General features: G+C 58.2%; 10 protein-coding genes. 3 read left to right on the top strand and 7 right to left on the bottom strand.

Features of this window, described 5'->3' with window-relative positions:
- Window positions 1–38: 38 nt before the first annotated feature.
- Together CRD20_RS01530 and CRD20_RS01525 are read right to left on the bottom strand one after the other, a co-directional pair.
- Entirely contained in the window at window positions 39–632 is a 594-nt protein-coding gene (locus CRD20_RS01530) for a bifunctional adenosylcobinamide kinase/adenosylcobinamide-phosphate guanylyltransferase (RefSeq protein WP_187404714.1), read from the bottom strand.
- An 11-nt stretch (window positions 633–643) separates the two neighbouring features.
- Window positions 644–1,408, bottom strand: a complete 765-nt coding sequence (locus tag CRD20_RS01525) for a DUF3043 domain-containing protein (RefSeq protein ID WP_070605656.1) — start codon at window positions 1,406–1,408, stop codon at window positions 644–646.
- Between the two features lie 306 nt (window positions 1,409–1,714).
- On the opposite strand from CRD20_RS01525, the gene CRD20_RS01520 reads away from it, so the two are divergent.
- Window positions 1,715–2,056 carry an iron-sulfur cluster assembly accessory protein gene (locus CRD20_RS01520; protein ID WP_005512007.1) on the top strand — a complete coding sequence of 114 codons (342 nt, stop codon included), beginning with the start codon at window positions 1,715–1,717 and terminating at the stop codon, window positions 2,054–2,056.
- A gap of 179 nt (window positions 2,057–2,235) precedes the next feature.
- Here the strand turns inward: CRD20_RS01520 and asnB are convergent, their stop codons facing one another.
- The gene (gene asnB, locus CRD20_RS01515) at window positions 2,236–4,161 is read right to left on the bottom strand and encodes an asparagine synthase (glutamine-hydrolyzing) (RefSeq protein WP_187404713.1); all 1,926 of its coding nucleotides are present in this window, start codon (window positions 4,159–4,161) and stop codon (window positions 2,236–2,238) included.
- Between the two features lie 500 nt (window positions 4,162–4,661).
- On the opposite strand from asnB, the gene CRD20_RS01510 reads away from it, so the two are divergent.
- Together CRD20_RS01510 and CRD20_RS01505 are read left to right on the top strand one after the other, a co-directional pair.
- On the top strand, window positions 4,662–5,837 hold the full coding sequence (locus tag CRD20_RS01510) for a cytochrome c oxidase subunit II (protein ID WP_070642387.1): 1,176 nt from the start codon (window positions 4,662–4,664) through the stop codon (window positions 5,835–5,837).
- Between the two features lie 35 nt (window positions 5,838–5,872).
- Window positions 5,873–6,319 carry a cytochrome c oxidase subunit 4 gene (locus CRD20_RS01505; protein ID WP_048732551.1) on the top strand — a complete coding sequence of 149 codons (447 nt, stop codon included), beginning with the start codon at window positions 5,873–5,875 and terminating at the stop codon, window positions 6,317–6,319.
- 163 nt (window positions 6,320–6,482) lie between these two features.
- Here CRD20_RS01505 and CRD20_RS01500 read toward each other — a convergent pair whose 3' ends face one another.
- The 4 genes from CRD20_RS01500 to CRD20_RS01485 form a co-directional block, all read right to left on the bottom strand.
- Complete coding sequence (locus CRD20_RS01500; protein WP_187404712.1) at window positions 6,483–8,210, bottom strand: ABC-F family ATP-binding cassette domain-containing protein; 1,728 nt, start codon at window positions 8,208–8,210, stop codon at window positions 6,483–6,485.
- Window positions 8,211–8,378: 168 nt separating this feature from the next.
- The gene (locus CRD20_RS01495; RefSeq protein WP_070642393.1) at window positions 8,379–10,007 is read right to left on the bottom strand and encodes a cytochrome bc complex cytochrome b subunit; all 1,629 of its coding nucleotides are present in this window, start codon (window positions 10,005–10,007) and stop codon (window positions 8,379–8,381) included.
- Entirely contained in the window at window positions 10,004–11,215 is a 1,212-nt protein-coding gene (locus tag CRD20_RS01490) for a ubiquinol-cytochrome c reductase iron-sulfur subunit (RefSeq protein WP_070642396.1), read from the bottom strand. The genes CRD20_RS01495 and CRD20_RS01490 overlap by 4 nt, the downstream gene beginning before the upstream one ends.
- Window positions 11,212–12,102, bottom strand: coding sequence for a c-type cytochrome (locus CRD20_RS01485; protein WP_070642399.1), 891 nt, complete (start codon window positions 12,100–12,102; stop codon window positions 11,212–11,214). The genes CRD20_RS01490 and CRD20_RS01485 overlap by 4 nt, the downstream gene beginning before the upstream one ends.
- Window positions 12,103–12,133: the final 31 nt, after the last annotated feature.

Genomic DNA, 12,133 nt, shown 5'->3' with positions numbered 1-12,133 from the left:
TAGGCAGACCGTCATAGGGGAAGCGGCGTGGCGTGAATCTAGCTCGCCGCCTTGACTTCCATGGGGCAGCCAGCCACAACTAGGACAACACGATCACAGATAGCTGCGAGCTGCTGGTTGAGAAGGCCAATCTCATCACGGAAAAGCCGCCCTGAACGGTGTTCGGGAATGACACCGAAGCCCACTTCGGGCGACACAATGAACAGGTCGGAATCTGCGGGGAAGTTGCGCACGGCGTCGACAAGCGAGTGCGTCCACGGCGCGACGCTGCCCCTCGGCGCTTCCCACAGCCCCTGCGCGTCGATGATGTGCGTCAGCCAGGTGCCGACATCGTCCAGCAGCATGCGCCGCTCCGGCGACGCGAGAGCTTCCACCGCATCGACGTCATCAACCGTGTGCCAGGCCACTCCGTGCTCTTTTGCCTGTGCTTGACGACGAATGCGGTGCTCCTCAACCCTGGAGTGAAAATCGCTATCACCGGGCCAGGGCCGTGCTGTTGCGATGTAGTGCAACACCGTTGAGGCTGCAGCATCTGAGGCACCGCCGGTTGAGGCTGCGGCGGTGGCCAGCAGCTCGTGCTCAGCCCATGAGGACTTGCCTGAGCGGGCGCCACCGAGAACCAGAGTGCGCATGGCAGATGAGGCTACTTGATTTCGTCGCCGATGTTGACCTGCGGACGCGGAGTACGCAGACGACGCGGCTGAGAAGCGCGGGAGTAAGCGTAGAAGCCCAGTCCCCAGGCCCCTTCGGTGGTCTTCGGGAAGCGCTCACGCGTCAACTTGATGGCACGGCGGCCGATGTAAATGCCCTCGATGATCAGGGCGATGATGAGAACCATCGCGATGAGAGATGCGATGTTGGCCAGCTTCGGCAGGGAAGTGCCAATCATCATAATCAGCAGCAGAATCAGCGCGAACGGGAGGAACACGTTAGCGAGGAAGCGACGGGAATCAACCCAGTCGCGGACAAACTTGCGCTCAGCGCCCTGGTCGCGTGGCAGCATGTAGCGCGGATCGCCGGCGGCCATGCGCTCGTCGGCAATGCGACGCTGCTCACGTCGCTCTGCTCGCTCGCGTGCCTTGGCGGCCTTGAGCTCTTCCTTGGACATGGAAGCCTTGAGCTCCTTGCGGCGCTGGCGAGCTTCCTTAGCGGTCAGCGGCGCCTCGACCGGGCCACGGCGGATGCCGCGTTCGCGCTCAACCTCGTTGCGCTTCGGAGTGGGGCGCCCCTTCTTGGGAGTAAAAGCACCGCTGTGCTTCTTCTCGGGCTGCTGAGACTCCGAAGCGGTGCCCTTGGCCCCGCTGGATGCGGTCGCGTCGGTGGCTACGTCTCCGGCGTTGGTTGCGTCAGCGTTAGCTGCGTCAGCTGCCTTGGACTTTTTGTCATTCTTTTTCCACGGTAGATTCACGACCCCAGATTATAAGGTCTCCAAGGTGCTTCCCTAATTAGGTTGCAGGTTGAGGGGCAGGGGCGGGGCAAGGGCGAGGTTTTGGGGATGACCGCCGCGGGGCAGGCGGGAAGAGTGCGCTTGTGGCGTGGGAAGCCGTGGTGTGGTTGCGATGTGGCGGCAAAAAGACTTTCGATAAAGAGAAAGAAAAAGAGAACCCAGAATTGGGAATTAAAGACTGGCCGGTAAGGTTGTGATAAATAATGACGTAGCCGACCTTGGGGTCGACTCGCATTCTTAAACACTTCAACAAGGAGGACACGCGCTATGACTACTGCTCAGAGCACTGGCGTTACCCTGACCGAAGCTGCGGCTGCCAAGGCAAAGGCACTTCTGGACCAAGAAGGTGCCACCGACCTGGCACTGCGTATTTCCGTGGCTCCGGGCGGCTGTGCCGGCCTGCGCTACCAGCTCTACTTCGATGACCGCAGCCTCGACGGCGATGTCGCCGAAGTTTTCGGTGGCGTCAAGCTGGTCGTTGATCGCCAGTCGGTTCCGTACCTGTCCGGTGCCACCATCGACTTTGCTGACACCATTGAACAGCAGGGCTTCACAATCGATAACCCGAATGCCACTGGCTCCTGCGCTTGCGGTGACTCCTTCAACTAAGTCATTAGCTGAGCAGAGCTGTCAGCAGACGCTGTGAAAAGCGTCGGATAGTAAAAAGGCTCGGACCTCACTCTTGTTAACTGAGTGAGGTCCGAGCCTTTTCTATTGGTTGCCCCAGCGATGGTGACAGCCTGCCGGGGCAGGATGGGGCTGAATCGCGGGGACCGTCGTAAAGCGAGCTAGAGCTCGACGGGGTAGTCGCGCTGCTCGATGTCCGGAGTAATGCGGTCTTCGATGAAGATGCCGTGCCAGACCATGAAGGCCAGGATGGTCCAGAGGCGGCGGGAGTGGTCGCGCTCGGTTGGGTGGTGCTCGGCGAGCATCTTGAGCACGGCGTCCTTATTAATGAACTCATCGGTCTGGGATTCGCGGATGATGTCCTCGGCCCAGCCGTGCAGCTCGTCGCCTGCCAGCCAGTGGCGAATCGGCACCGGGAAGCCCAGCTTGCGGCGGTTGAGCACGTGCTCCGGAACAATCTGCTCCATGGCGCGACGCAGTGCGTACTTGGTGGTGCCGTGAGAAACACGCATGTCCACCGGCAGCGTCTGTGCAACGTCGAAGACCACACGGTCGAGGAACGGCACGCGCAGCTCCAGGGAGTTAGCCATGGTGATTTTATCGGCCTTGACCAGAATGTCGCCACGCAACCAGGTGAACAGATCCAAGTGCTGCATCTGAGTCACAGGGTCCCAGCCTTCAGACTGCGCGTAAATCGGCGCAGTGACATCGCTGTGGTCCCATTCCTTCTTGGCCCACGGCAGGACTTCCTGCAGCTGCTCAAAGTTAAAGGAACGAGCATTGCCGTAGTAGCGCTGCTCCAGCGGGGTAGTGCCTCGCTGCAGCAGCGACTTGCCGCGCATGCCCTCTGGCAGAGCTTCGCCGACCTTAGCCAGACCGCGCAGGAGGGGAGAGGGAACCTTATCGAACGGCTTCAGCGACAGCGGCTCCTTATAAATGGTGTAACCACCAAAGAGCTCGTCTGCGCCCTCACCGGACAGTACGACCTTAACGTGCTTACGAGCCTCTGCGGCCACGAAGTACAGCGGCACCAGTGCAGGGTCAGCTACCGGGTCATCGAGGTACCACATAATCTTCGGAATCGCCCCGGCGAACTCCTCCGGCGAGACGACCTTCACAATGTGCTCGACGCCAATGGCGGCGGCGGACTCGGCAGCCACATCGACCTCGGAGAAGCCCTCCCGCTCGAAGCCGGTGGTAAACGTCAGCAGGTTCGGGTTGTGGCGCTTAGCCAGGGTTGCAATCGCAGTGGAGTCGATACCGCCCGACAGGAACGAGCCCACCGTGACGTCGGCACGCATATGCTTCTCGACGCTGTCCTCCAGCGCACGAGCAATGCGGTCAAAAACATCCTGCTCAGCGCCCTTAGTCACTGGCTGAATCGGGAAATTCGGCTTGAAGTAGCGGGTCTGCTTAACTTCGCCGCCAGGCGTAACGATGGCACTGCAGCCCGACTCCAGACGAACAATGTCGGTGTGCAGCGACTCCGGCTCCGGCACATACTGCAGGTCGACGTAGTGCTCCAATGCGCGCTTATTCAGCTTCTTCGCATCGATGCCCATCTCCGGCGCGGCCTCGAGCAGGGACTTCTTCTCAGAACCGAAAATCGTGCCGCGCTCGGTGGTGGCGTAGTAGAGAGGCTTAATGCCGAACGGATCGCGCGCCAGGAAAAGCTTGCGCTCGACGCTGTCCCAAATAGCAATGCCGAACATGCCGCGCAAGTGCTTGACGACGTCCGCTCCCCAGTGGTGGAACCCAACGACGATTGGTTCACCATCGCCGGAGGTATTAAAGGCGTAGCCTTCCTTCTCCAGCTGCTCGCGAAGCTCGACGAAATTGTAGATTTCGCCGTTGAAGGTCATGGAGTACCGATTCGGCTGATTCTCCGGTCCCCACTGCAGCGGCTGGTGGCTGTGGGCAATGTCAATAATGGATAGGCGATTGAAGCCGAAAACTGCGTCCTCATCGTGCCACGTGCCTGCATCGTCAGGACCGCGGTGCCGCATGCAGGGCAGAGCCCTTTCGACAACGGGAACGAGCTCCGCTGCGTCAGAATTTGCAGTCAGGATTCCGAGAAGACCACACATGCTTCGTGCGCGCACCTTTCGCTTTAGTGTCACTTAGTGGTTTTTCGGCGGTTTCGTAGCTAGCGGCTCAGTGCGACTGGCTGTCGCCTGAACTGGTGGCCGTGAAGGACCGCCGCGTGGCTGAGTAGTTGGGGTGAACCCCAGATTGGCGCCACATAGAAATGCTGCACCTACTTTAATGCCTTTTGGGGAAAAGGGAGAATGTCTTAGTTCGCCGTGTCTGGCCTCAGGGCGGGGTTACGCGGAACGGTGTGCGCGTCGGCTCGTGGCGCAAACACTAAAAAATTCATAGACTTGGGAGCGTCAACAGGGTGTAACTGGTGAGAATGCCACCCCCGATAGGCGGGTCTTTCTCAGTATTTTATTAGGGCAGATATACTCAAAGGCACCCCACAGTCATATTTATTGTGGAGAAAGCTTAAGAATCGACTACTCTGCTTGGGTAGGACGAAACCTTAATCGGTTATCGAAAATTGTGTGGATCAGGAAGGCAGACACACGTGAATCAGCGTAGAAAGTTCGGAGTCGCCCGTAAGCTCGGCGTCCTCGGCGTTGCCGCCGGTAGCGCAGCCTTGCTTGCCGGCTGTGATGTTAATCCTCCGGAGAACGGCTTCTTCAAGCTGCTCCGCTTTGGTTGGCCGGAAGGTGTTACCCCGGAAGCACAGTCCATGGGTAACTTCTGGGTTTGGACCTGGGTTGCAGCTTGGATTATCGGCATCATTGTTTGGGGAGTCACCCTTTACTCGATGGCAAACTTCACAGCTAAGAAGGCTGAGAAGAAGGGCAAGGGCGAGTTCCCGCGCCAGACTGCATACAACGTTCCGGTTGAGTTGTCGCTGACTATTCTGCCGATTCTGATCGTGATGACACTGTTCTTCTTCACCGTTCAGACTCAGGACCAGGTGACTGCTCTGGATAAGGATCCGGAGGTCACTGTCGACGTCACTGGTTTCCAGTGGAACTGGAAGTTTGGTTACGGCAACATTTCCGCTGACCTGATGGGCGGCGAGGAATACAACGGTCGTATTGAGAAGCCGAAGGATGAGCAGTTCTTCACCGAGGGCGGTCACCACGCTCCGTCCAAGGAAGATCGGGACGCTCAGAAGCAACACCCGATTCACGGTAATTCCAAGTCCGATGATTCCTACCTGCACTACGACGAGATTGAGACCCTCGGTACCACCGAAGAGGTTCCGGTTCTCGTTGTTCCGGAAGACACTGCAATCCAGTTCGACCTCGCGTCCGCTGACGTGATTCACTCCTTCTGGGTTCCGGAGTTCCTCTTCAAGCGCGACGCGTTCCCGCACCCGGAGGCCAACAAGTCCAACCGTGTCTTCCAGATTGAGAAGATTGACCCGGAGAAGGTGGCTAACCGCCCGGAGGACAACCCGAGCGACAAGGTCAAGAACGCATTCGTCGGCCGTTGTGCTGAGATGTGTGGTACCTACCACGCAATGATGAACTTCGAGATTCGTGCTGTCTCCCGCGAGGCATTCACCGAGTACATCAAGTTCCGCCAGGAGAACCCAGAAGCTACTAACGCTGATGCTCTGAAGCACATCGGTGAGCCGGCATTCGCAGTCTCCACTTCGCCGTTCAACTCCGGTCGTGTCGACACCCGCGACATGGGTGACCATGGTGCTAACACCATTGACCTGAACGCGACCGCCAAGTAAACCCAGCAAGATTCTTACCTAAAGGAAGTTCTCAAATGAAGTCTGCAGCAAAGCTCTTCTACGGACTTACCGTGTTCCTGGGGTTCATGGCTGTCGTCTACATCTTCGGCACTCAGTACCTCCAGGACACCGGTAACGTCATCAACGAAAGCCAGGGTCGCCTCGAGTGGGCTGGCGCAACCGGCCTGGTCCTCGCAGCGCTGATGACTCTGATGCTCGGTGGATACTTCCACTTCACTGAGCGCCGCTCCGACATCACCCCGGCTGACTTCGAAGAGGCAGAGATTGCCGACGGTGCAGGTACCCTCGGTTTCTTCTCCGCTAGCTCGATTTGGCCATTCGTGATGACCATGGGCATCCTGCTCATGGGCTACGGCATCGCATTCATGGCCTACTGGCTGATTGTCCTTGGCGCGGTAATCCTGATCGTCTCCAGCACCAAGCTCAACACTCAGTACATCACTCCGCCGGAGAAGCACTAGTCCGAGTGTAATCAGACTGAACCACAGTCGTAGATAACCGAAAAGTCTCTCCCACTAACAATGGCGTTAGTGGGAGAGACTTTTTTGTTTGGGTGAGTGGGAGGGGATTTCTAACTGGTGTTACCTCGCCGGTTAGGATCTGTAGTTAATATATGATTCCGCATCAAGCGAATTCGACGGGTTTCTGCCCCTTAGGTAGTTCGATGACCTCACCGTCAGTCACCTGCAGATGACGCGCTTCGAGCGAGTTGATCATGCGGTGATCGTGGGTAATCACAATAATTGTGCCCTCTGCAGATGCGATCGCGTCTTGGACCTGCTCGATCAGATCTACACTCAGATGGTTCGTAGGCTCATCGAGCAGCAAGATCTCCGGCGGATTGGCTACGACCAACGCTAACGCCACCCGGCGCTGCTGGCCGATGGAGAGGCTTCCTACCGGTCGATTGGCATCCTCAGGGCTAAGCAATCCAAAGTCGTCGAGAGGCACGCGGGCATTGGGCGCAAGGTCGTACAACTCACGGGCGGACTTCTTTGGGTTTTCCCAGTCTTGTTCCTGAGCCAGCATGACTACTCGACAGTTCTCGCCGATACGCACCTCGCCAGCCTGCGTCTCAACTTGCCCCATGATCGTCTTAAACAAAGTAGATTTGCCGGCCCCATTAGGGCCGGTGATCACGACCTTGTCGCCGGGACGAATAGTCAGTGAACCAACCCGAATTCGATCTGGGACGACCACACCGCGCATCTTGACGTGAAAATCTTCATCGCTGCCCGAAGCAGCGCGCTTGGTCGGTAGGGGTGCGGTCAACGGGGCATCAAAGCCCAGTAGTGCCGGTGGACGCTCCACACCTTCCTCAATGAGTTCCTCCAGCCGCTGCTTAGCCGAACGCACGCGGCGGGCGATTTGCCGCTCTACACGACCGCCACGGCGGTCATAAGCCATCTTGTTATTGTCCGTCATTTCTCGACCCGGTGAGACCTCACGAGCGCCATTCTCGATGGTGTCTTCCAACCGATTGCGTTCATGCTCCTCCGAGCGCCACTGGTGCTCCCATAGCTCACGCTGGTGGCGACGGTGCTTCGCGTAGTCGGAGTAATTACCACGGAACAGCCCAATACCAGGGCGCCCCGGCACCAAGTCTCCAATTACAGTACAAACGGCATCCAGGAAGTCGCGGTCATGTGTTGCCACCACAACCACTCCAGGGTGGTTCTGGATGGTGTCAATCACGAGCTGGCGACCGCGTTCATCGAGATGGTTGGTGGGCTCGTCGAGAAGCAAAATCTCTGGCTTTCGGATGAGCGTAATCGCGAGCCCCAGCCGCGCCCGCTGCCCGCCGGAAATCTCCGTGGTTAGTTGCTCTGTCAGGGGAGCGCCGTCCGGAGCAGCACCGGTCAGGCCGAGATGGTCGAGCACAATCTCCGCATTATGTTCGGCGTTCCAGTCATCGTGAGCCATGACGTCCGAGAAGGCCTTCGAATACGCCTTCTCTGCCGCCTCAGACTCATCTGGGGTCTTTGCTAAGGCCATCGCCTCAGCTGCTTCTTCTAGCTCCGCTAAACGACGTTTCGAGGGGCCGAGGGCCTCATCGATAAGCATTTGCACCGTGGAGTCGAAAGGCGCTTCCAGCTCCTGAGAGCCGAGGACACGCGTGCCAATATGAGTCACCGTACCGCTCGTGGGCCGACGACGACCAGATAGTAGCCAAAGAAGTGTGGACTTGCCGGCTCCGTTGTCTCCAACCAGACCGAGGACATCGCCGTCGGAAAGCGTGAGCGAGACATCGCGCAGAACAGGCGTGGCCTCGTAGTCGAAATTGACACCGTTGGCGACAAGCTGTGTGGCGTTGTTCGAAAGATCGGTGGTGGGGGAGGGACTGGTAGACATATGTCCATTTTAGTACTGGTAAACAGCAGATTTGGTATCCGACATATGTGGGGGTCAAGGCGAGCGCGGAAAAATCTGGGGAACAAAAAACCACCCCGGTCAACATCCGAAGTGGATGCGGACCAGGGTGGTCTTATTTGAGCGCAGTAGAAAACCTACCGCGGAGTTTTACTGCTCGAGCTGGCGACGCTCTTCAGCGTTTTGAGCTTCGAGGTCACGGAACATCTGAGCCTGCTGCTCGTGGTTCTCGTGCTCGATACGAGCTGCCTCTTCGGCGATCTCCGGGGAGTCCGGGCTGAAGAAGCTACCGCGACCCGGGCTACCAGCGGCGCCCAGTTCGTTCATGGTCTTCGGGACGTAAGCACCCTGGTACTCGAGCGGAACGGCGTGGCCGTGCTCGTCGACCGGACCCAGTGGCTGGTGGACCTCGATGAAGGAACCATCAGGCAGCTGGTTGATGATGCCCGTCTCGATGCCGTGCTCCAGGACGGCGCGGTCAGAGCGCTGCAGGCCGATGCAGATTCGGTAAGTGACGAAGTAAGCGATCGGAGGCAGGATGATCAGACCGATACGGCCAACCCAGGTCATCACGTTCAGCGAAATCTGGAAGTGGTATGCGATCAGGTCGTTACCACCGGACAGAGTCAGCAGGGTGTAGAAGACCAGAGCCATGGCACCCAGGCCGGAGCGAACCGGCACGTCGCGCGGACGCTGCAGCAGGTTGTGGTGGGCGTTGTCGCCGGTGATCTTCGCCTCGATGAACGGGTAAGCGAAGAGCAGGACAACCAAAATACCACAGAGCAGGGCGACCCAGAAGACTGCCGGGATCGTGTAAGAGCCCAGGTAAAGCTCCCACGGCGGCATGACACGGGCAGCACCGTCAGTCCACAGCATGTAGATATCCGGCTGGGAACCAGCGGAAACCTGCGACGGGTTGTACGGGCCAAGGTTCCAAATTGCGTTGATCTGGAAGATACCAGCGAACAGCGCCAGGAAGCCGAACGTAATCAGACCGAAGGAAACGGACTTGACTGCGAAGATCGGGAGAATACGAACGCCGACGACGTTGTTCTCGGTACGACCTGCGCCAGGGAACTGGGTGTGCTTCTGGTACCAGACCAGAGCTAGGTGAGCGGCAATCAGACCCAGCAGCAGGGCCGGGAGAATCAGCACGTGTGCAATGTACAGGCGCGGGATAATCATGTCACCCGGGAAGTCGCCGTTGAACATCATCCAGTGCAGCCAGGTGCCGATAATCGGCAGACCAATGATGATTGCGGACATAATACGCAGACCAACACCGGAAAGCAGGTCGTCCGGCAGGGAGTAACCCATGAAGCCCTCTGCTACGGACAGCAGCAGGAGGATGGAACCGATGACCCAGTTAGCCTCACGCGGCTTGCGGAATGCGCCGGTGAAGAAGATGCGGAACATGTGCGCCATGATGGACACGGCGAACAGCAGAGCACCCCAGTGGTGAATCTGGCGAATGAACAGGCCACCGCGAACCTCGAAGGAGATCTGCAGGGCGGTCTCGTAGGCGCGAGACATCTCGACACCGTTGAGCGGCGCGTAGGCACCGTCGTAAATGACCTTCGACATCGACGGGTCGAAGAACAGAGTCAGGTAAACACCCGAGAAGAGCAGGACTACGAAGGAGTAGAGTGCAATCTCGCCCAGCAGGAAGGACCAGTGGGTAGGGAATACCTTATTGAGCTGCTTACGCATGCCGCCAGACAGGGTGTAGCGGTCATCCATATTTTTAGCAGCGGTTGCTAGTTTTGTTGGATTACTCATGACTGACGCTCCCAGAATGCCGGACCGACGGGCTCAACAAAGTTGCCCTTTGCGTACATGTAGCCTTCCTCATCAACGCTGATTGGCAACTGCGGAAGAGCGCGAGCAGCGGGGCCGAAGACTGGCTTGCCGTAGTGCAGTGCATCGAACTGCGACTGGTGGCACGGGCACAGAATGCGGTTGGTCTGCTGCTCGTACAGAGAAGTAGGGCAACCGATGTGTGTACAAATCTTTGAGTAGGCGAAGTAGTCGCCGTAGTGGAAGTCTTCCTGGCCCTGGCGCAGGACAGCCTTTTCAGCATCCTGAGCACGCAGGCGAATCAGCATAACCGAATTGCGGGAGCCGTGAATCGAGTGCATGTGTGCCTCGTAGACATCAGCATCCTTCGAGTACTTGTCGCCGTCGTTGACGTCCTCCTCTGGAAGCGGGAAGACAGTCTCCATGGAACCTGCGGACAGGTCCTCTGGGCGGAGGCGAACCAGGCGGGAAACGCCCTTGGTGGTGTAGCCGTGTTCGCCCTCTTCAGCAATAGCGCCGGTGTCGCGGCCCAGGTAGACCTTGTGACCCTTCTCGACGAGAGTCCAGCCGGTGGTCCATAGGGTGCCGTCACCAGTGACGTCAACGTCGTGGCGCGGCTTCCACGGGTTCTTAATCATGCCGCCAAGCGGAAGGATCATGCCGATACCAGCCAGGACGGCGCCGGTACCAAGGAGGCCCTTGATAGCGGAGCGACGACCCAGGGTAGAGGTCTGCCAAGAATCGTTTAGCAGAGCAACGATGGTCTTCTGGTCGACCTCTTCGGACGGACCATCGTGGCGGCGCTGAACCGAAATCTCTTCCGGAATGAAGCGCTTGGTGAACTTAACTGCACCAATACCCAAGGTGACGATGCAGCCACCGATGGTGATACCCAACAGTGGGGTGTACATGGTGTACAGCCACAGACCCTCTTCGCCGTGACCCTTGTAGTGCCACGGGTAGAACAGGTAGATGGCGATGAATGCCAGGCCAAGAATGACCGACAGTGCCAGCCAGATGGCGACACCACGAGCCGCGCGCTTTTCAGCCGGGTCGTTGGCAATCGGGAAGCGTTCCTTGCGGTAAGCAATGGTCACGTCATCGAGTTCAGCACCCAGACGAGCGAGATCCGCATTGCTCATCTTCGACAGCTCTTCGGAGCTGTACTTCTTGTTTTCGTTATTACTCATCGGCGGGATCCAATCCAAAGAGCGGCCGCTACGAGAGCGACAATGCCTACAATCCACATGGCAAGACCCTCAGTAACCGGGCCGATGCCACCGAGACCCCAACCACCTTGGGTCGGAGTTTCCTTGGCGTTCTTGATGTAAGCGATGATGTCCTTCTTCTCGTCAGCAGACAGCTGGCGGTCAGAGAACTTCGGCATGTTCTGCGGACCAGTCAGCATGGCCTGGTAGATTTCCTGCTCGTTTGCAGGATCCAGGACCGGTGCGTACTTACCGCTGGACAGTGCGCCACCACGACCAGTGAAGTTGTGGCAGGAGGCACAGTTCAGGCGGAACAGTTCGGAACCGCGAGCAATGTCAGCCTTGTCAAGCTCACCGTTCGGGCCGGCGTTTTTACCGCGCAGCGACTCCATAGCGATGGAGCCGTCCTCGTCGCGGACGATGCCGGCGCCGCCACCGTTAGCCTGGACGTAGGCTGCGATAGCCAGCGTCTGCTCTTCGGAGTAACGCGGGGTCTTACGTTTTGCCTGAGCCTCATTGCGGAGCATCGGCATACGACCGGAGTGAACCTGGAAGTAAACCGAGCCTTCGCCGACGCCAATCAGCGACTTACCGCGGTCCTTAACGCCCTGAAGGTTGGCACCGTGGCAAGTAATACAAGCAACGTCGTAAAGCTCCTTACCCTGCTGAATCATTGCGGCTTCATCCTGCTGAGCAGTAGCCGTCTGTGCATCAGGGGTCAGAGCATTAGCGAGGAAGCCCGCGCCGGTGAGGGCGAGAGCCATAGCCATAATGCCGGAGGCAGTACGGCGCATCTTGCGGCGGCCCTTTGACTTTGGGGCCGCAGCCAAGGACGTGGTGTCCTTGGTTTCGGAGGTTGTGTTTTCCATCTTTTTCCCTTTAAGACTGTTCGTGGAAAGT

It is taken from the genome of Corynebacterium sp. LK33 (genome assembly GCF_014334955.1).
Classification (GTDB): Bacteria; Actinomycetota; Actinomycetes; order Mycobacteriales; family Mycobacteriaceae; genus Corynebacterium; species Corynebacterium jeikeium_D.
The sequence above is the reverse complement of the archived record's forward strand: the minus strand, read 5'-3'. Positions and strand labels throughout refer to the sequence as shown.

Coding starts and splice junctions, on each gene's coding strand:
- asnB (WP_187404713.1), bottom strand. CDS start 4,161: ATGTGTGGTCTTCTCGGAATCCTGACTGCAAATTCTGACGCAGCGGAG.
- CRD20_RS01485 (WP_070642399.1), bottom strand. CDS start 12,102: ATGGAAAACACAACCTCCGAAACCAAGGACACCACGTCCTTGGCTGCG.
- CRD20_RS01495 (WP_070642393.1), bottom strand. CDS start 10,007: ATGAGTAATCCAACAAAACTAGCAACCGCTGCTAAAAATATGGATGAC.
- CRD20_RS01530 (WP_187404714.1), bottom strand. CDS start 632: ATGCGCACTCTGGTTCTCGGTGGCGCCCGCTCAGGCAAGTCCTCATGG.
- CRD20_RS01520 (WP_005512007.1), top strand. CDS start 1,715: ATGACTACTGCTCAGAGCACTGGCGTTACCCTGACCGAAGCTGCGGCT.
- CRD20_RS01505 (WP_048732551.1), top strand. CDS start 5,873: ATGAAGTCTGCAGCAAAGCTCTTCTACGGACTTACCGTGTTCCTGGGG.
- CRD20_RS01500 (WP_187404712.1), bottom strand. CDS start 8,210: ATGTCTACCAGTCCCTCCCCCACCACCGATCTTTCGAACAACGCCACA.
- CRD20_RS01490 (WP_070642396.1), bottom strand. CDS start 11,215: ATGAGTAATAACGAAAACAAGAAGTACAGCTCCGAAGAGCTGTCGAAG.